This window comes from Amycolatopsis lurida, assembly GCF_900105055.1.
GTDB classification, from domain to species: Bacteria; Actinomycetota; Actinomycetes; order Mycobacteriales; family Pseudonocardiaceae; genus Amycolatopsis; species Amycolatopsis lurida.
In genome coordinates, this window is sequence record NZ_FNTA01000004.1 from 213,811 (window position 1) to 232,501 (window position 18,691).

The following is an 18,691-nucleotide window of genomic DNA, read 5'->3' on the forward strand; positions in this document are numbered from 1 at the left end:
TGCGTACACTTTCGGACATGAATACGGTCGCTCTCGCCGCCACGGACGGGATGCTGCAGTTCGAGCTGTCCATCGCCCACGAGGTCTTCGACACGGGCCTGTACGAGTTCGGCGTCTACGGCGCGAAGCCGGTGAAGGTCGGCCGGTTCCTGCTCGAACCTGAGCACGGGCTCGACGAGCTGAAGTACGCCGGCACCGTCCTCGTGCCCGGCTGGGCCGACACCGACGTCGATCCGCCGTCGGAGCTGGTCGAGGCCGTGCGCGCCGCCCACGAAGCCGGTGCGCGGGTGGCTTCCCTGTGTACGGGCGCGTTCGTGCTGGCGGCCGCCGGTCTGCTCGACGGCCACCGGGCGACGACGCACTGGGCGCACACCGACGCCCTCGCCGCCCGGTTTCCCTTGGTGGAGGTCGATCCGGACGTCCTCTACGTGGACAACGGCAGCGTGCTCACCTCGGCGGGCAAGGCCGCCGCGATGGACCTCTGCCTGCATCTGGTCCGGTCCGACCACGGTTCGGCGGTCGCGAACACCATCGCCCGCCGCCTCGTCGTCCCGCCGCACCGCGCGGGCGGGCAGGCCCAGTTCGTCACCGCCCCGGTGCCCGACCAGGACGACCATCCGCTGGGCGGTCTGCTCCCCTGGGTCACCGAACGGCTCGACCGGCCGCTGACCGTCGAGGACCTCGCCCGGCACGCGAACATGAGTTCACGCAACCTTGCCCGGCACTTCCGGTCGGCGACCGGGACCACCCCGTTGCGCTGGCTGCTGACCCAGCGCATCCGCCGCGCGCAGGAACTCCTGGAACGCACCGACGACAGCGTCGACCTGATCGCCGAGGCCACCGGGATGGGTACCGCCGCCACGCTGCGGCGGCACTTCAACCGCACGGTCGGAGTGCCGCCGGACAGCTACCGCCGTACTTTCCGCACTAACGCAGCCGTGCCGTGATCAGGTCCGCGACGGCCGCCATCCCGGCCTCGTTCGGGTGGTAAGGCACGCGTCCCGGCGCAGCCGCGTACCGCTCCATCCACGGAACGGCGGCACAGGCGTCGTGGTCCGCGCTGACCGCGGCCGCCGGGATCAGGGTGGCCCGTTCGGCACGGGCCGCCCGGCGGGTCGCCGCCGCGAGCCGGTCCGCGACCTCACGTTCGAAGGCCAGCTGCTCCGGGGTGAGCGGAACGCCGTCGCAGGCGGGCGCGGTGCGCGGCACGATCGTCAGATAGTCGGCCACCAGCACCCGCGCCCGCGGCGCGCGCTGATGGACCGCCGCGATGACGGCGCCGATCTTCTCGTGCACCGTGGTCAGCGCCGCACGGACGGCGTCCTGGTCGACCTGTCCGCAGTTCGCGCCGCCGGTGTTCTGGCAGCCGTAGGTGAACAGGCTCCCGACGTAGCCGACGTCGTTACCGCCGATGGTGATGGTCACCAGCCGGGTTTCCCGGGTGACGGCCTCGATCTGCGGCGGCTGCCCGGCCTGGCCGGTGGTGAGGATGTTCGCCGTCGTCGCTCCGCTGCACGTGACATCCGTGAGGGCGAATCCGCGCTCCCCGGCCACGAGACTCGCGTAATTCTTCGTCGAACGTCCGCACGCCGCCGGGGTTCCGGGCTGCTGCGGCGGAATTCCCGGCCCTGCGGCGAAGGAACTGCCCATGGCGACGTAGCGGGCGGCACCGGCGGCTTGGCCGGGCGGCGTGACCAGGAGACCGAGCGTGACCGCCGCGAGCACCGCGACGGACATCCGTTTGACCATGTCGAACCCCTTATCTCAGGAAGGTGACCGGTTCCGGTCCCGCGATGCCGTCGATGACACCGAGGGCGAGCAGATCTTCGGGCCGTGGCTTCAGCGCGTCGGCGAGCGCGGGGATCTCTTCAGGGTCCCGTTTGAGGATCCCGGCCGCCAGTTCCGGGGCGATGACGGAGAAGCAGGCGTCCGGGGTGAGCCAGATCCGGTCCGCCGAGCAGAGGGCGAGCGCGCCACCCGACCCTCCTTCCCCGATCACCAGGGTCGTGATCGGCACCTCCGCCGCCGCGATCGTGCCGAACAGTTCGGCGATCGCGTTCCCGGCCCCGGCCGTCTCCGCGGCCGGACCGGCGTCCGCGCCCGGGGTGTCGACGAGGGTCAGCACCGGCAGCCCCAGCCGGTCGGCGAGGCGGAGCAGCCGGGTCGCCGACCGGAAACCGCCGGGCGTGGTCGCGGTCCCGGTTTGCGCCGCGAAGGCGATCGGCCGCCCTCCCCTGCTTCCGAGTCCACAGAGGACACCGTCGTCGGCGCCGCCCCGGAGGGTGACGCGGGTGTCGAAGTAGTCGTCGAGGTAGGCGCCCGCGCGAGGCCGGTCCGCCGACCGGGCACGGAGAACGGCCTGCCAGCCGTCCGGCGCGGGATCGAGGGCGCCGAGCGCGCGGGGCAGATCCGCCGGGCGGTTCTGGGAAGCACCGGTCAGGAGACTTAGCCAGACCTCCAGCCGGTCGGCGATCGCCTCCTCGGCCACGAGTTCGTCGACATATCCGGCCGCGTACTGGTTTTCCGCCGTGTACGCGGGGTCGTCGGCGTATCGCTCCGGCCGCACCCGGCGTCCGGCGAACCCCACTTGAGCGCCTGGGACGGCGAGTACGACATCGGCGTCGGCGCCGAGTGAAGCCCACACTCCGCCGGTGGTGGGGTGCCGCGCGACGGTGATGTGCGGCAGCCGCTCTTGCCGCAGCAGCACCAGGCCGCGCGCGATCCGCTGCAGTTGCCGCAGCGCGGGAACGCCTTCCTGCATCCGGGTGCCGCCCGTGGACAGCAGCGAGACGACGGGCAGGCGGTGCGAGCGTGCCTCGTCGAGCGCCTGCTCGATGAGCGCGCCGGTCCTGGTCCCGACCGAGCCGCCGAGGAAGCCGAATTCGAAGCGGATCACCACGGTCTCGTGGTCGCCGATCTTCGCGCGCTCCCAGACCACCGACTCGTCTGTGCCCGTGCGTTCCCTGGCGCGGGCAAAGGAAGCGGCGTAGCCCGCCCAGCGCAACGGGTCAGTCATGGAGAGCCCGCTTGAGGACCTTGCCCATCTCGTTGCGGGGCAACGCTTCCAGGTACCGCACCACCCGCGGCCGCTTGTGCGGGGAGAGCAGCTCGGAGACGTGGTCGGCGAGTTCGTCCGCCGTCGGTTCGGCCCCGGCCGGGACGATCCAGGCCACGATGCGCTCGCCGAGGTCGTCGTCCGGCTCCCCGGTGACAGCCGCCTCCGCGACCCCGGGATGCTCCAGGAGCGCGTTCTCGATCTCGCCCGCGCCGATCTTGTAGCCGCCGCTCTTGATCAGATCGGTGGCGCGGCGGCCCACGATCCGCACGTAGCCGTCCGGATCGCGCACCGCCATGTCGCCCGTCTTGAACCAGCCGTCCCGCATCGCGGCTTCCGTGGCGTCCGGCCGGTTCAGGTAACCGAGGAACAGGTTCGGGCCGCGAACCTCGATCTCTCCGACGGACTCGCCGGAGAGCGGTTCTCCGGCGTCGTCGACCAGCCGCAGTTCGACACCGGGCACCGGCGGGCCGACCGCACCGGGCCGCCGGTCCCCGGTGGCGCGGACACCGCAGTTCATCAGCGTTTCGGTCATGCCATAGCGTTCGACGACCCGCTGCCCGGTCGCGGCGGTGATCCGTTCGTGGTCGGTCGCGGGCAGGGCCGCCGAACCCGAAACCAGCAGCCGCGCCGCGCCCACTCCGGCGGCCAGCGCGGCATCGGCCTCGCAGTCGGCCGCGAGCCGGTGGTACATCGTCGGGACACCGAAGAGCATCGTGCCCGCACCGGCGAGTTCCTTCGCGGCCGCTTCGGTCGAGAACCGGCCGAGGTGGTGCAGCGAACCGCCGCGTCGCAGCGGGCCGACCACGCCCAGGATCAGGCCGTGCACGTGGAACAGCGGAAGGGCGTGCACGAGGACGTCGACATCGGTCCAGTCCCAGATTTCGGCGAGCGCGTCGAGATTCGACGTCACCGCACGGCGCGGGAGGAGGACACCCTTCGGCGGTCCGGTGGTGCCCGAGGTGTAGATGACGAACGCCGGGCTCTCCGGATCCGGTTCCTCGCCTTGCCAGGGTGTGCCCGACGTGTCCAGCTCGACCGGAACCCTCGGCAGGACATCGAGTTCCGGCGGCAGCTCCGCGTCCGGTGCGGCCAGCACCAGGTCCGGCACGCTGTCGGCGATGATATGCGCCAGTTCGCGGGAACCGGCCTTCGGATTGATCGGCACCACCGGGACTCCGGCGGTCAGCGCGGCGACGATCGCGACACAGGTCCGCAGCGACGGCGTCGCCCACACCGCGACCCGCGTGCGGCCGGCCAGCGTGGCGGCGAGCGGGCCCGCGACGGACGCGAGTTCGCCGTAGGTCAGGGATTCGGCCCCGAACCGCAGGGCGACCCGGTCACTCTTCCCGGCGACCAGCATGGATCTCCTCCTCAGCCCCAGTCGGGCACGACGAACACGAGCCAGGCGATCAGCGGCACGATGGCCACCACGAGCGCCCCGTAGACCAGAAGTTGTTTGAAGAATTTGTCGCGATCGACGTCCTTCGCGTTGGCGAGGACGAGCGCGCCGTTGGTGGAGAAGGGACTGACGTCCACCATCGTCGCCGAGACCGCCAGGGCGGCGATCATGCCGACCGGCCCGATCGTGCCCTGCGCCAGGAACGGCACGGCGAGCGGGATGAGCGCGCCCATCAGCCCGACCGACGACGCGAAGGCGGAGACGAGACCGCCGATGTAGCAGAGCAGCAGTGCGGCGAGCAGCGGGATCCCGACGGTGGTCACCGCGTTGCCCACGTAGTCGATGGTGCCGATCTCCTTCAGCACCGCCACGTAGGTCAGCACACCGCAGATCAGCAGCACGGTCGGCCAGGTGATCTCGGAGACGGCGGACCGGCTGGTCTTGGGCCACGCGATGCTCAGCATGACGGCGACGGTGATCGCGGTCAGGCCCGGGTCGAGATCGAAAACGAGGGTGCCCACCACGAGCGCGACCAGACCGGTCAGCGTCACGATCTTGGGGCCGTCCAAGGGAATGCGCTGTTCGTGCGGCAGCGGTTCTTCGTCGGTCTCCACTTCCCCGGCGCCCACCGCCACGAGCCGGCGTCGCCGGAGTTTGGTCCCGCCGAGGGCAACGAAAAGGACACCCGCGATGGCGAGATTCATGCCGAGGCTCGCGAAGAACAACACCACGGGGCTGCCCGCGATGTGGTCGCGCTCGACGATCCCGTTGACGATCGAGCCGTAGACGCTGATCGGCGAGAACCCGCCGCCCTGCGCGCCGTGCACCACCATCGCGCCCATGAGCAGCGGGCTGATCTTGTAGCGGGCGGCGAAACCGAGCGCGATCGGCGCGACGATCGCGCAAGCCGCCGGGCTCACCGCGCCGATCGCGGTCAGCGCTCCGGTGACCACGAACATCACCCACGGGATGAGCGCGATCCGGCCGCCGACCAGCCGAACGGCCGCGGCGACCAGCCAGTCCGTGGTGCCGTTGGCCCTGGCGATGGCGAACAGATAGGTGACGCCCACCAGCACCACGAAGATGTCGCCGGGGAAGCCGGCGAAGATGCCGTCAGTGTCCAGGCCACCGGCGAGGGTGCCGACGAGGAACGCGCCGGCGAAGGCGAGCGCCCCCATGTTGATCGAGCGGGTCGTGGCGAGGACGAAGATCACCACGAGAACGAGGATCGAGATCAGCTGGGCGGACATGACCGTCCTCCTTGACGGCGGGAGCCCCTTGGCGCGTGGCCCAGTGGACTAGTGGCTGAGCCACTTTCCCTGTGACGACGACCACCTGTCAACCCATGAGTGGTAAATTGGCTGAGCCACTTGCCCAGTCGAGGGAGGGACCGTGCCGGAGGCGTTGAGCCGGTTGAACCGGGCGAAGCTCTACGAGCAGGTCGTCGAGCGGATCAAGGCGCACGTCGAGGAGTCCGGCCTGCACGCGGGCGACAAACTCCCCAGCGAACGCGACCTCGCCGAGCGGCTCGGCGTCAGCCGCGCGTCGATCAAGCAGGCGATCGTCGTGCTCGAGGTGCAAGGCTTGCTCGAGTCCCGGCACGGCGGGGGCACCTACCTGCGGAACGATCACCTCGACGTCGAACCGGTCGACGAACTCGTCGCCCGCCACCGCAGGCTTCCGGAAGTGCTCGAAGCCCGCGAGGCGATGGAGACCAAGCTCGCGGAACTGGCCGCGTCGCGACGATCCGACGCGGATCTCGCCGCCATCGACGCGGCACTGGAGTACATGAAGACCGAGATCGAGGACGGCGGGCACGGCGCCGAAGGCGATCGCCGATTCCACGAAGCGATCACCGCCGCCGCGAACAACGCGCTCCTCGCGGAGTTCATGCGCTCGATCGACACGCAGATCGCGGAAAGCCGCAACGAGTCCTTGCGGCAGCCCGGCAGGCCGTGGCGCTCACTGAGCCAGCATCACAACATCGCCGAGGCCATCCGGAACGGCGACCCGAAGGCGGCCGCGAACGCGATGCGGCGACATGTCCAGACCGTCAGCAAGGTCCGGCTGCTGACCTGGGACCCGCAGGCCTAGCGTTTCAGCCAGCCGTTCGCGGCGATCTCGGTCGCCGCGGCGAGTAAGGCACGCAGCTGCTTTTCGTCGCGGCGCAAGGCCGTGATCCCCGAATGGGCGCGGCGGCTTGCTGGAGAAGTACCGCGCCGGCCGAGGTGGTCGTGAGTGACAAGTGTCGTTCTAACGCTCCTTATCACTCAAGACCCCCGCCACAAACTGTCCTAGGTGAGCGTCAGGACGCGGCGCGCCCACGCCAGTCCAGCACGCCGCCGCGAAGGCCTCCCTTGCCTTACCCCTCAAGAGAAGCCGGATCGCCACTCACGACCGACCCGACAGGGCTTTGCCCAGCCTCCGCAGCCCTTCGGCGATCGTCTCCGGCGTGTGCGTGGCGAACGACAGCCGCAACGCCGACCGATCCGGCTCACCCACCTGGAACGCCGAGCCGGGCACGAAAGCGACGTCCTGCCGCAGCGCCTCGGGAAGCAGCCGGTCCGTATCCGCGCCGCGGGGAAGGACGACCCAGACGAACATCCCGCCGTCCGGGTCCGTCCACGTCGTACCGGGCGGGGTGATCGCGGGCAGTTCGGCCAGCATCGCGTCACGGCGCACGCGGTACGTCGCGCACAGCTTCCGCACGTGCGCGTCGAGATCCGCGACGGCCAGGTACTCGGCCGCGGCCGCCTGGTCGACGGTCGAGCTGTGCAGATCCGTCGCCTGTTTGAGGATCGTGACGCGGCGCAGCAGTTCCCTCGGCGCCCGCAACCAGCCCAGCCGCATGCCCGGCGCGATCACCTTCGAAAAGGAGCCGAGATAGATCGTGCGCCCGGCGAGCTCGGGACGGGCCGACAGCGGTTCCTCGCGTTCGCCGCGATACCGAAGCTCGTGGTACGGATCGTCCTCGACGAGCCAGAACCCGTGACGAGCGATCACTTCCGCGAGCGCGCGGCGCCGCTCCGGGCCGATCGTGCGCCCGGAGGGATTCGAGAACGTCGGGACGAGATACAGCAAGGCCGGCCGTTCCCTGGTCGCGATCTCGTCCAGCGCGGCAGGGTCGATCCCTTCCATGTCACCGGGAACGGGCACGACGCGTGCATCGGCGAGCTGGAAGCATTGCAGCGCGGACAGGTACACCGGTTCTTCCACCAGCACGGTGGCGCCGGGGTCGAGCAACGCTGTGCTCAGCAGTTGCAGGCCCTGCTGCGAACCCGTGGTGATCAGCAGATCGTCCACAGTGGTCGTGACCCCGCGACCGGACAGCCGCCGCGCGAGCAGCTCGCGCAGCCGTGGATTCCCTTCGGTGGGCGAATACTGCAACGCGGACCTGTCAGCGAGTGCCCGGTCGAAGGCGGCGCGGAGGCCATCCACATCGAACAGTTCCGGCGCGGGCATCCCACCGGCGAACGAGATCACGCCGGGGCGGGCGGTGAGCGCGAGCAGGTCGCGCACGGGAGAACTGGTGACGCCGTCCATACGACGGGCCAGGGGAAGAGACATGAAGGCTCCTCGGGAGAAACGTGCGGCTCCAGTGCAGCAGCCGGGGGTCTCCCGCGCGAGCAAGCAACTGCCGCCACGATAGCAGTTTCGCCTGCCCTAGGCTTGTCCTCGTGCCTCTCGTGGAAATCACCTACGCGCCCCACCTTCCCGAAGCCAAGCTGCGCGAACTCGGCTCGGTTCTGCCGCATCTCGTGTCCGTCGCGGTGGAATGCCCCGAGGAGCCCTACGACGGCGACCTCCAGCCAGGCGACGTGGAACTGCGTTTCCGGACACCGGGACCGTTCGACCGCTTCGGACTCGACCTCCTGGTGGAGGTCCGGTCGAAGTGGTTCCCGAGCCGGGCGGACAACCGCCAGGAGCGAGTGGACCTGCTGCGCACGAGCATCGAATCCGCGACCGGGATCGACGACGTCGGCGTGTACCTCTCGCTGCCCGTCGCGGCTTGGTCGCAGTCGGACTAGCTCTCCCTTAGCACGTGCCGCCGGACGAACGGGTTCCGGAACTTGCCGCCCGGGTCCAGGCCGTCGGCGAGCGCCCGGAAATCGGGCAGCTTCGGGTAGTCCGCCGCGCGGTGGAAGAGCTTCCCCCAGTGCGGCCGGACGTCGAACGGTGCCAGCCGCTCCTCCATGACGGGCAGCAGCTCGCGGACTGCCTTCTCGTCCGGCAGCCACGTGAAGTGCAGCGCCAGCCGGTCGCCGCCCTGGAACGGGCTGAGCCACAGCTCGTCCCCCGCGACCGTGCGGATCTCAGACGTGAGCAGGACGGGCGCCAGCCGGTGCCCGAGTTCGCGCATCGCCTCCATCGCCTCGACGGCGTGCCGGATGGGCACGAAGTACTCGGTCTGGAGTTCGTTCCCGATGCTGGGCGTGAAGTCCAGGCGGAAATGCGGGATCCGTTCGTGCCACGGCCCGGTGACGCCGAGCTGTCGCGTGCAGTTGTCCGCCGGGATGCCCGCCGCGTGAGCCGGATGCCGCGGCCCGTCCGCCGCCGTCGCGCCGAAGAAGTCAGCGCCCGGCTGTCCCGGCCCTTTGACCCAGACCTGGTCGACCTCGTCGCGGGCCCAGTTCGTGAACAGGCTGACGCTGTGACCGGCGTCCTGGATCTCGTCGAAGTGCTCGTACACCGATTCCCATGCCAGGCCGTCGAAGACGTCCTGGCGGAGGTCGAACGACGGCACGAGGTCCAGGGTCAGCCGGGTCACCACACCCAGCGCGCCGAGGCCGACGACCACGCCGTCGTGCCGGGAGAACGTCTTCAGCTCACCGTCGGCGGCCACCAGCTCCAAACCGGACACCACCGACGCCAGGCTCTGGTTACGCCGCCCGGAGCCGTGGGTCGCCGTCGCGACGGTGCCCGCCACCGTGCAATGCGGCAGCGAAGCGAGGTTGGCCAGCGCGAACCCGGCCGCGTGTACCTGGACGGCGATGTCGCCGTAGCGGGCCGCCGCGGGCACCGAGACCGTCGATGACTCCGCGTCGAGGACGACGTCCATGTCGAGCGCGGACAGATCGAGCTGGACACCACCCGGGCAGTCCGCGATGTCGTTGAAACAGTGCCCACTGCCGAGCGGCTTGACCGCGGGCGCTCCGGCCACGGCGTCCTGGATCTGCTCGACGGTGCGAGGGCGGAAGATCCGTTCCGCGGTGAAGGTCTGATTTCCCGCCCAGTTCGTCTCGCGCACCAGGCCCAGACTACCCACGCTAGATTGCCGAGGTCGGCTTCACGCGGAGGAGGGTTCGCACTGACGGGCATTACGGGCGAAATGGTGTCCATCGCGCTTTTGCTGGTGGTCCTGGCCTTCGCGGTGATCCGGCCACGCGGTCTTCCGGAAGCGGTCGCCGCCGTCCCCGCCGCGGTGATCGTCCTGGCGGCCGGAGCGATCTCGTTCTCCGACGCTCTCGACGAGGTGGCCAGGCTCGCCCCGGTCGTCGGCTTTCTCGCCGCCGTACTCGTCCTGGCCAAAATGTGCGACGACGAAGGACTGTTCCAGGCGGCGGGGACGCTCATGGCGCGGTTCAGCCGGGGACGGCCGCAACGGCTGCTGCCGGCGGTGTTCGTCGTCGCCGCGGCGGTCACCGTGGTGCTCAGCCTCGACGCCACCGTCGTCCTCCTGACCCCGGTCGTGTTCGCCACCGCCGCGCGGATGGGCGCGCGGGCCAAACCGCACGCCTACGCCTGCACGCATCTGGCGAACTCGGCCTCGTTGCTGCTGCCGGTGTCCAATCTGACCAATCTGCTCGCCGTCGCCGCGACCGGGATCTCGTTCCTGCGGTTCACCGCGCTGATGACCTTGCCCTGGCTCGCGGCGGTGCTCACCGAATACGTGGTGTTCCGCCGGTTCTTCGCCACCGACCTGGCGGCCCGGCCACGAGGCGGGAATGCGGTCCCGGACGGCAAGGTCCCGGCGTTCGTCCTCGTCGTGCTGGTCCTGACGCTGGCCGGGTTCGTGGTCACGTCGCTGCTGGACATCAGCCCCGCGTGGGCCGCGTTCGCCGGGGCCGCCGTCCTGGCGTGCCGCGCCCTCGTGCGGAGGCGGACCTCGCCCGCCGCGATCGTGCGGTCGGCGAGCATCCCCTTCGTCGCTTTCGTGCTCGCGCTGGCGATCGTGGTCCGCGCCGTCGTCGACAACGGACTGGACGAGGCGCTCAGTCACCTGGTGCCGACTTCCACCTCGTTCCTCGCCTTGCTCGGCGCCGCCGCGGTGGCGGCCGTACTCGCCAACCTGATCAACAACCTGCCCGCCGTGCTCGTGCTGCTGCCGCTCGCCGCCGCCGGCGGCGGGACACCGGTGGTGCTGGCCGTGCTGATCGGGGTCAACCTCGGGCCGAACCTGACCTACGTCGGTTCGCTGGCGACGCTGTTGTGGCGGCGGATCCTGCACCGGCACGACACTCGCGCCGAGCTGGGCGAGTTCACCCGGCTGGGGCTGCTCACCGTCCCGGCGTCCATCGTGCTCGCCGTCGGCGGGCTGTGGCTCGGGCTGGTCCTGACTTCCACTCAGTGAGAGCATGGGCGCATGCCCGGGAACCTGTCGGCACCCGGCGCCAGCGTCACGTCGCGGGCGTTCGCGCTGCTCGGCGCCTTCGACATCGATCATCGCGAGCTGTCGCTGACCGAACTCGCGCATCGAGCAGGCCTGCCCCTGCCCACCGCGCACCGGCTCGCGCGCGAACTCGTGGGCCTGGGCGCGCTGGAGCGGCGCGAAGACCGGTACGCCGTCGGCAGGCGCCTGTGGGACCTCGGGCTGCTCGCGCCCGTCCAGTTCGGACTGCGGCAGGTCGCCGCCCCCTTCCTCCAGGATCTCTACGGCGCGACCGGTGCCACCGTGCACCTCGGCGAACGTGACGGTGACCAGGTGCTCTACCTCGACCGGCTGTCCGGGAACGCGTCCGTGCCGGTGGTCAGCCGGATCGGCGGACGGCTGCCGCTGCACGCCACCGGGATCGGGAAGGTCCTGCTGGCCTGGGCACCTGAGGACGTTCAGCGGCAAGTGCTCGCCTCGCTGACCCGCGTCACGCCGTACACCATCACGCAGCCCGGCCGCCTGCGGGAACAATTGCGCCGGGTCCGGCGGGAGGGTCACGCGCAGACCGTCGAGGAGATGAGCCGGGGCGCGTGCTCGGTCGCCGTGCCGATCAGGCCGTCGGGTGGCGACGTCGTCGCAGCGCTCGGACTGGTCGTCCCTGATCTGAGCCGCGGCCGGGCCCGGCTGATCTCCGCGCTCCAGGTCGCGGCCGCCGGAATCGGCCGAAGCCTGCGAGTTTCACTGAGTGGAAGCGACCGCTAGCGGTTCCACGGCCGCGCGATCAGACTCCGGTCATGCGTACCCCAGTCGCCATCGTCGGCGCCGGCCCGGCCGGACTGCTCCTGTCGCATCTGCTCGATCTGGCAGGGGTCGAATCGGTGCTCGTCGAGACCCGCTCGCGCGAGTACGTCGAGGCGCGGATCCGAGCGGGCATTCTCGAACAATCCACAGTGGACCTTCTTCGGGAGACAGGACTCGGCGAGCGGCTGGACCGCGAAGGAGACGAGCACCGCGGCATCTACCTGCAATGGCCCGAGGAGCGGCACCACATCGACTTCGTGGACCTGGTGGGCCGAAGCGTCACTGTGTACGGCCAGACCGAGGTGACGAAGGACCTCGGCAGGGCACGTGCGGCGGCAGGGCAGCAGATCCACTACGAAGTCACCGACACCGCCGTACACGACATCGAGACCGAGCGGCCGTACGTCACCTTCACCGACGCGGACGGCGCACAGCAGCGGCTGGACGCCGACGTCGTCGTCGGCTGCGACGGCTCCTTCGGTCCCTGCCGCACCGCGATCCCCGACGCCGTGAAGCAGACTTGGGAACGCACCTACCCGTACTCATGGCTCGGCGTGCTCGCCGACGTCGCCCCGTCGACCGACGAGCTCATCTACGCCTGGCATCCCGACGGTTTCGCCATGCATTCGATGCGCTCGGCCACCGTCAGCAGGCTCTACCTGCAAGTGCCCAACGGCACCGACATCGGCGCCTGGTCCGACGACCGGATCTGGGAAGCGCTCGCGACCAGGCTCGGCCACGGCCAGCACGGCTGGACACTCACGCCGGGGCCGATCACCGACAAGAGTGTGCTGCCCATGCGCAGTTTCGTGCAGCAGCCCCTGCGGCACGGCCGCCTGTTCCTCGCCGGTGACGCCGCCCATATCGTGCCGCCCACTGGCGCGAAAGGCCTCAACCTCGCCGTCGCCGACGTCGCCCTCCTCGCCCCCGCACTGGCCGCTTTGGTGCGGGACAAGGATTTCGCGCTCGCCGACGCCTACTCCGACACCGCGCTGCGCCGGGTCTGGCGGTGTACGCACTTCTCGTGGTGGATGACGACGATGCTGCACCGATCCGGCGACCCGTTCGACCGGCAGTTGCAGCTTTCGCAGTTGCAGTGGCTGGCGCGGAGCGAGGCAGGACGGGCGGGGTTGGCGGAGAACTACGCGGGCTTGCCCATCGGGTTCTGATCCCCGCTCGGGCACTGCCGCGGCCCCGGCCGGAAACGAGCTTCACCGCGCCAGACTGAGCCGCCGTTCCCGATGCGCGGTCATGTACACCGGCGTGTTCACCACCCCGTACCCGCGATACCCGCCGATCCGTTGGACGACCTCGAAGAACACGCGCGATCCGACCAGTTCGGTGCAGAAGTGCAGGAACTCGCCGGACGGGTCCCGGTCGTACAGCACCGAATTCTCCCGCAGCGCGGCCGAAAACGGCAGATCGAATCGCGCGTCGAGGTCGTCGTAGTAGTTCCCGGGGATCGAAAGCAGGGGCGCGCCCGCCTCCCTCATGGCCCCCGCGACAGCGATCGCGTCGTCGCAACCGAGAGCGATGTGTTGCGGCGAAGGCACTCCCGGCGCCCACTCCCCTCGCCGCACCAGGGCACTGTCCAAGGTGAGGCGGACGTCCCGGTTCCCGACCGCCCGGCTGCGCACGAGCCCGAACGGCGCCGCGAATTCGGCCACCGGCTCGGGCCGCAGGCCGAGCACCGAACGGTAGAACAGCGTCGCCTCGTCGAAGTGGTCGAAAGGCTGGGTCAGGGCGACGTGGTCGATGCCGGTGATCCCCATCCCGGCCGGGGCCGCTCCGGTGGGAACGAAGTCGCGAAGCCATTCTTCGTCGCCACAGAAGAAGATCTCGGTCCCGTCCGGGGCGGCGACGGCGGACAGGTCCGCCTCGTCCGGGCCGTGTTCACGCGGCAGCACGGGTGCGAGCAGAGCCTCGGCGCGCCGTGCCGATCCGGCCGGGTTCGCGCTGGTCAGGCCGAGCGCACCGATCGTGCCCTCCGCGGCGGCTTCGTTCACCAACAGCCGCGCCGATCCCTGCTGCCACAGGTGAACCGGCTTCGAGCGATGGGTGCCTACGTGTACGAAGCCGAGATCCGCGAGCACGGTGCCCGGAACGGCGAGCTCCGCGAAGGCGTGCCCATCCAGCCGAGGTGCCTCGGGAACCGCAAGGGCGCCAACGGATTCGCGCAGAGCCACCAGCGATCGCATGGCGTCGACGGCCGCGGGCCACGGATCCGCCTGCCGGAAGACGTCGTTGAACACCTCCAGCGAAAGCGGTCCTCGGTAACCCGCCGCCAGGACGTGCCCGGTGAACGTGGCCAGGTCGAACGCGCCCTGTCCGGGGAAGAGCCGGTGGTGCCTGCTCCAGTGCAGCACGTCCATGTCCAGCAGCGGCGCGTCGGCGAGTTGCAGGAAGAAGATCTTCTCGCCGGGGATCGTCCGGATCGCGCGGGGATCGCTGCGGCGCGACAGGATGTGGAAGCTGTCGAGGCAGACTCCCAGCGCCGGATGGTCGGCTCGCCGCACGATGCGCCACGCGTGCTCGTAGGTGTTCACGAACCGGCCCCACGCGAGCGCTTCGTAGGCGACACGGATTCCGCGCGACGCGGCCAGCGAAGCCAGTTCGTGCAGCTGTTCGGCGGCGAGATCGTCGTCGTCGACGGCGTCGGGCGAGACCGACGAACAGACCAGGACGGTGTCGGCCCCGAGTTCGGCCATGAGGTCGAACTTCCGCCGCGCCCGGCGGAGGTTCGCGCGGAGCACGTCCGGTGGCACCGCCTCGAAATCGCGGAACGGCTGATAGAGATCGATCGTGAGGCCGAGGCCGGCGCACAGCCGCCGAACCTCCGACGGCGTCCGCCGGGACGCGATCAGGTCGTTCTCGAAGATTTCGACGCCGTGGAAACCGGCCGCGGCGGCCGCGGCGAGCTTGTCCTCCAGCGTGCCGGAAAGGCAGACGGTCGCGATGGCGGTGTCACCGGGCATGGGCGGGTTTCCCTTCCAGCGCTTCGAAATGCCGGAGCATCCGGTCCGCGTCCGGTTCCGCGCCGGTGAACAGGCGGAACGAATCCGCAGCCTGGAAGACCACCATCCCGCCGCCGTGCAGCGTCCGGCAACCCCGCTCCCGCGCCTGCTTGAGCAGCGTGGTCTCCAGCGGCCGGTAGACGATGTCGGCCACCCACATCCCCGGGCGCAGCGACTCGGCGGGAACGGGCGATCCCGGATACGCGGCCATCCCGGTCGGCGTGGCGTGGACGAGGCCGTCGGCGACACGGACGTCGTCGAGGGAACCGGTCAGGGCCCGGCCGTCGCCGAACCGCCGTCGCAGCGCGGTGACCAGGGTTCCGGCACGCGCGGCGTCGACGTCGTGGACGATCAGCCGCCCGGCTCCCAAGGAAAGCAGGGCGTGGGCCACTGCCGCGCCCGCCCCGCCCGCGCCGAGGAGCACGACCGTGTCCATTTCGGCGTCCGGGAGGCCCTGGATGAGGTTGCGGGCGAAACCGGTCGCGTCGGTGTTGTGCCCGGTCGCCAGTCCTTCGCGGAACACCACCGTGTTCACCGCGCCGAGCGCCGCGGCGTCCGGAGCGACCTCGTCGAGGTACGGCATCACCTGTTGTTTCACCGGATGGGTGATGTTGAGACCGTCGAAGCCCGCGATCCGCGCGGCGGCCAGCACCTCGCCGATCGGCAGCCTCAGCACGTCGAGGTCGAGCCGCCGGTAGAGATAGCGCAGCCCGAGCTCGTCGGCCTCCTGTTCGTGCAGCGCCGGGCTCAGCGACGGCCCGATACCGGTACCGGCCAGGCCGATGAGGTAGCTGGTCACCAAGATCCTCCGTTAATGTACGAACTAGTGAGTTCACTGTAGCGCGGACCGGTCGGCACGAGAAGGGCTGCGCTAGAGTGGGGCCTCCACCAGCGGTTCGGAGGGAGTCAGGTGGCCGCACCGTCGTCCGAGGTCGAGCGCCAGCGCGACAAGGAACGCACCCGCGCCGAAATCCTCGCGGTGGCCACCAGGGAGTTCGCCGACAAGGGCTACGCCGGCGCCAGAGTGGACGAGATCGCCGCTCGCACGAGCACCACGAAGCGGATGATCTATTACTACTTCGGCGGCAAGGAGCAGCTCTACGTCGCCGCGCTCGAACGGGCGTACGCGACCATCCGCGCCCTCGAACAGGACCTCGACGTCGACCACCTCGAACCCGAGGACGCGATCCGCCAGCTCGCCGAGCTCACCTTCGACCACCATGAGGCGAACCCGGACTTCATCCGGCTCGTGAGCATCGAGAACATCCACCACGGCGAGCACATCGCCCGCTCGGAAGCCTTGTCCGGCATGGCCAATCCGGCCCTCGACGTGCTCACCCGCATCCTCGGCCGCGGCCGCGAAGCCGGCCGGTTCCGCGACGACGTCGACGCGCTCGACGTGCACATGGTGATCAGCTCGTTCTGCGTGTTCCGCCTCGCGAACCGGCATACCTTCTCGGCGATCTTCGGCCGCGACATGCTCGATCCGGCGCGCCGTGAGCACTATCGCCTGATGCTGGGCGACCTGGTGATCGAGTACCTGACGGCCTGAACCCCCGGCACTTGACAACCCGGGCATCGTCTCGCACGCTGTATTAACTAACTAGATCGTACATTACTCGATCGTACCCTGGAGCGTCGACGTGGCCTCTCCCTCCCCTGTCACGCAAGGCATGCCCCGTAAGGCCGCATTGGCGGCCTGGATCGGCAGTGCCTTGGAGTACTACGACTTCTTCATCTACGGAACCGCCGCCGCACTGGTGTTCAACAAGGTCTTCTTCCCCGCTTCCTCCCCCGCCACCGGAACGCTGCTCGCGCTGGCCACCTTCGGCGTCGGCTACCTCGCCCGTCCGGTCGGCGCGTTCGTGCTCGGGCACGTCGGCGACCGGCTGGGCCGCAAAAAGGTCCTGGTGTTCACGCTGGTGCTGATGGGTGTCACGACTTTCCTGGTCGGCTGCTTGCCCACGTACGCCTCCGTCGGCGTGCTCGCGCCGGTCCTGCTGGTGATACTTCGCCTCCTGCAAGGACTTTCGGCCGCCGGTGAGCAGGCGGGCGCCAATTCGATGTCGCTGGAGCACGCGCCGTCCCACCGGCGCGGTTACTACACGAGCTTCACCCTCAGCGGCACCCAAGCCGGCCAGATCCTGGCCACCGCGGTGTTCCTGCCGATCGCCGCGCTCCCCCAGGAGCAGCTGCTCACCTGGGGCTGGCGGATCCCGTTCTGGTGCAGCGCCGTCGTGGTGGTGGTCGGCTTCGTGATCCGCCGCAAGATCGACGAGACCCCGGTGTTCCAACAGAACCGGGCCGACGTCGCCAAACTGCCGGTCGCCGTGCTGTTCCGGACGCACTGGAAGGACGTGCTCCGCGTGGTCGTCGCGGCCACCATCGCCTCCGTCAGCACGATCTTCACCGTCTACGCGCTGAGCTACGCGGTCAACACGGTCGGACTGGAACGCGGGCCGATCCTGTGGGTCGGCGTACTGGCCAATGTCGCCGCGCTGCTCGCGATCCCTTTCCTGGCCGGGCTTTCCGACCGGATCGGCCGCAAACCGGTGTTCATCGCGGGCTGCCTCGCCTGCGCGGTGCTGATCTTCCCCTATCTGTGGTCCATTTCGGACGGTTCCTATCCGCTGATCCTCACTCTCGGCATCTTGCTCTTCGGTGTCGCCTACAGCGCCGTCAACGGGGTGTGGCCGTCGTTCTACGGTGAGATGTTCAGCGCCAGGGTCCGCCTTTCGGGGATGGCGATCGGCACGCAGATCGGGTTCGCCGTCGCCGGGTTCGCCCCGAGCGTGGTCGCCGCCATCGGTTCGGGGAAGGACGACTGGCTCGGCGTCGCCGTCTTCACCGCCGCCGTCTGCCTGCTCAGCGCCGCGGCCGCGCTCACCGCGCGCGAAACACATCGCGTCCCGACCGAGGACCTCGGTGTGCCGCACGTTCGGTGGGTGAAAGAGCCCACTTCGGCGACGCGTGGCGGGTGAATCCCCGCGGCCGGGGCGGCCGGAATCGATGGCGGATCCTCCCCCCGAGCCAGGCGCGCGACCGATGACGTACGCGTACGACCCCGAGATCACCCGGCCGTCCCGCTGTTGCCCAAGCCGGACCTCACCGACCCGCCCGGCACGCGGGAACAGCTGAAGGCGGTGTTCGCCGAGCGGCAGGGTTCGCACCACGCCACCCTTTGCTTAATCCTCGTCAGAACCCTGGCCAGCCTCGCCGCAGGAACACGAACGCGGCCTCCAGCGCGGCGGCGGGATCCGCCTCGACCCCGGCCAGATCCGGGACCTCCAGGACGTAGCGCGCCAGCAACCGCACGGAGAAGTCGTCCTGGCCCGATTCCTCGGCGATGACCTTCGTCAGCGCGTCCTCGCAGCCCGTCCACAGTGTCCTGGCGTAGGCGCGCAGCGCCGGGGTGGCGACCACCAGGCCGGCGACACGACGCGTCTGCGCGTCCGGATTCGGATCGAACGGGCCGCGGGTCGCGAGGAAGTCGCGCAACGCCTCGAGGATCGAGGTGCCCTCCGCCCGGTCACGCACCGCGGCGGCCAAGGCCGCTTCGCGTTCGTCACCGTGGCCGAGGATCAGCGCCTCCTTGCCCCCCGGGAAGTGCGCGAACAGCGTCGACACGGCCGTGTCCGCGGCGTCCGCGATCTCGGCGACGGTGACGTTGTCGAAGCCCCGTTTCAGGAACAGTTCTCGCGCCGCCGCCGACAGGGCCTGGCGTGTCGCCGCCTTCTTGCGTTCGCGCCTGCCCGGCTCGGTCGCTCCCATGCGTCCACCTTACATCGAAGTCACTCCGAATTCGTATTGAGTGTATCTTCGGAATG

General features: G+C 69.9%; 17 protein-coding genes. 8 read left to right on the plus strand and 9 right to left on the minus strand.

All coding sequences use genetic code 11. The features are described 5' to 3' along the window. Window positions 1-17: 17 nt before the first annotated feature. Window positions 18-947, plus strand: coding sequence for a helix-turn-helix domain-containing protein (locus BLW75_RS06320; protein WP_034306805.1), 930 nt, complete (start codon window positions 18-20; stop codon window positions 945-947). Here BLW75_RS06320 and BLW75_RS06325 read toward each other — a convergent pair. The 4 genes from BLW75_RS06325 to BLW75_RS06340 are packed head-to-tail and all read right to left on the minus strand — an operon-like array spanning window position 928 to window position 5,707. Beyond that, window positions 928-1,749: an SGNH/GDSL hydrolase family protein gene (locus tag BLW75_RS06325; protein ID WP_034306074.1), complete on the minus strand. Its 822-nt coding sequence runs from the start codon at window positions 1,747-1,749 to the stop codon at window positions 928-930. The genes BLW75_RS06320 and BLW75_RS06325 overlap by 20 nt on opposite strands. A 10-nt stretch (window positions 1,750-1,759) precedes the next feature. After that, on the minus strand, window positions 1,760-3,016 hold the full coding sequence (locus BLW75_RS06330; RefSeq protein WP_034306072.1) for a carboxyl transferase domain-containing protein: 1,257 nt from the start codon (window positions 3,014-3,016) through the stop codon (window positions 1,760-1,762). Beyond that, a complete protein-coding gene (locus tag BLW75_RS06335; RefSeq protein ID WP_034306070.1) occupies window positions 3,009-4,418 on the minus strand; it encodes an acyl-CoA synthetase in 1,410 nt (469 codons plus the stop codon). Before BLW75_RS06335 ends, BLW75_RS06330 begins: the two co-directional genes overlap by 8 nt. An 11-nt stretch (window positions 4,419-4,429) precedes the next feature. Continuing rightward, on the minus strand, window positions 4,430-5,707 hold the full coding sequence (locus BLW75_RS06340) for an SLC13 family permease (RefSeq protein ID WP_091596960.1): 1,278 nt from the start codon (window positions 5,705-5,707) through the stop codon (window positions 4,430-4,432). Window positions 5,708-5,849: 142 nt separating this feature from the next. On the opposite strand from BLW75_RS06340, the gene BLW75_RS06345 reads away from it, so the two are divergent. After that, the gene (locus BLW75_RS06345) at window positions 5,850-6,551 is read left to right on the plus strand and encodes a FadR/GntR family transcriptional regulator (protein ID WP_034316450.1); all 702 of its coding nucleotides are present in this window, start codon (window positions 5,850-5,852) and stop codon (window positions 6,549-6,551) included. 297 nt (window positions 6,552-6,848) lie between these two features. On the opposite strand, the gene BLW75_RS06350 is transcribed toward BLW75_RS06345, so the two are convergent. Continuing rightward, complete coding sequence (locus BLW75_RS06350; RefSeq protein ID WP_034316451.1) at window positions 6,849-8,024, minus strand: aminotransferase-like domain-containing protein; 1,176 nt, start codon at window positions 8,022-8,024, stop codon at window positions 6,849-6,851. Between the two features lie 110 nt (window positions 8,025-8,134). Between BLW75_RS06350 and BLW75_RS06355 the strand changes: the two genes are divergently transcribed. Continuing rightward, the gene (locus BLW75_RS06355) at window positions 8,135-8,485 is read left to right on the plus strand and encodes a hypothetical protein (RefSeq protein WP_034316452.1); all 351 of its coding nucleotides are present in this window, start codon (window positions 8,135-8,137) and stop codon (window positions 8,483-8,485) included. Here BLW75_RS06355 and BLW75_RS06360 read toward each other — a convergent pair. Then, window positions 8,482-9,705 (minus strand): FAD-binding protein, encoded by a 1,224-nt coding sequence (locus BLW75_RS06360; protein ID WP_034316453.1) that lies wholly within the window; start codon window positions 9,703-9,705, stop codon window positions 8,482-8,484. The genes BLW75_RS06355 and BLW75_RS06360 overlap by 4 nt on opposite strands. Window positions 9,706-9,786: 81 nt before the next feature. On the opposite strand from BLW75_RS06360, the gene BLW75_RS06365 reads away from it, so the two are divergent. Genes BLW75_RS06365 through BLW75_RS06375 form a run of 3 tightly spaced genes read left to right on the plus strand, consistent with a single transcriptional unit; the run spans window position 9,787 to window position 13,019 of the window. Continuing rightward, entirely contained in the window at window positions 9,787-11,028 is a 1,242-nt protein-coding gene (locus BLW75_RS06365; RefSeq protein ID WP_034316454.1) for an ArsB/NhaD family transporter, read from the plus strand. A 12-nt stretch (window positions 11,029-11,040) separates the two neighbouring features. Further along, window positions 11,041-11,811, plus strand: coding sequence for an IclR family transcriptional regulator (locus BLW75_RS06370; protein WP_034316455.1), 771 nt, complete (start codon window positions 11,041-11,043; stop codon window positions 11,809-11,811). 32 nt (window positions 11,812-11,843) lie between these two features. Beyond that, a complete protein-coding gene (locus BLW75_RS06375) occupies window positions 11,844-13,019 on the plus strand; it encodes a 4-hydroxybenzoate 3-monooxygenase (protein ID WP_034316456.1) in 1,176 nt (391 codons plus the stop codon). A gap of 42 nt (window positions 13,020-13,061) precedes the next feature. Here BLW75_RS06375 and BLW75_RS06380 read toward each other — a convergent pair whose 3' ends face one another. Both BLW75_RS06380 and BLW75_RS06385 read right to left on the minus strand, forming a co-directional pair. Then, window positions 13,062-14,825 (minus strand): bifunctional sugar phosphate isomerase/epimerase/4-hydroxyphenylpyruvate dioxygenase family protein, encoded by a 1,764-nt coding sequence (locus BLW75_RS06380; RefSeq protein ID WP_034316457.1) that lies wholly within the window; start codon window positions 14,823-14,825, stop codon window positions 13,062-13,064. Continuing rightward, window positions 14,815-15,663, minus strand: a complete 849-nt coding sequence (locus tag BLW75_RS06385) for a shikimate dehydrogenase (protein WP_034316458.1) — start codon at window positions 15,661-15,663, stop codon at window positions 14,815-14,817. Before BLW75_RS06385 ends, BLW75_RS06380 begins: the two co-directional genes overlap by 11 nt. 111 nt (window positions 15,664-15,774) lie before the next feature. Between BLW75_RS06385 and BLW75_RS06390 the strand changes: the two genes are divergently transcribed. Further along, a complete protein-coding gene (locus BLW75_RS06390) occupies window positions 15,775-16,416 on the plus strand; it encodes a TetR/AcrR family transcriptional regulator (protein WP_034316459.1) in 642 nt (213 codons plus the stop codon). A gap of 121 nt (window positions 16,417-16,537) precedes the next feature. After that, on the plus strand, window positions 16,538-17,845 hold the full coding sequence (locus BLW75_RS06395; protein WP_034316460.1) for an MFS transporter: 1,308 nt from the start codon (window positions 16,538-16,540) through the stop codon (window positions 17,843-17,845). Between the two features lie 214 nt (window positions 17,846-18,059). Here BLW75_RS06395 and BLW75_RS06400 read toward each other — a convergent pair whose 3' ends face one another. Continuing rightward, the gene (locus BLW75_RS06400; RefSeq protein WP_034316461.1) at window positions 18,060-18,635 is read right to left on the minus strand and encodes a TetR/AcrR family transcriptional regulator; all 576 of its coding nucleotides are present in this window, start codon (window positions 18,633-18,635) and stop codon (window positions 18,060-18,062) included. Window positions 18,636-18,691: the final 56 nt, after the last annotated feature.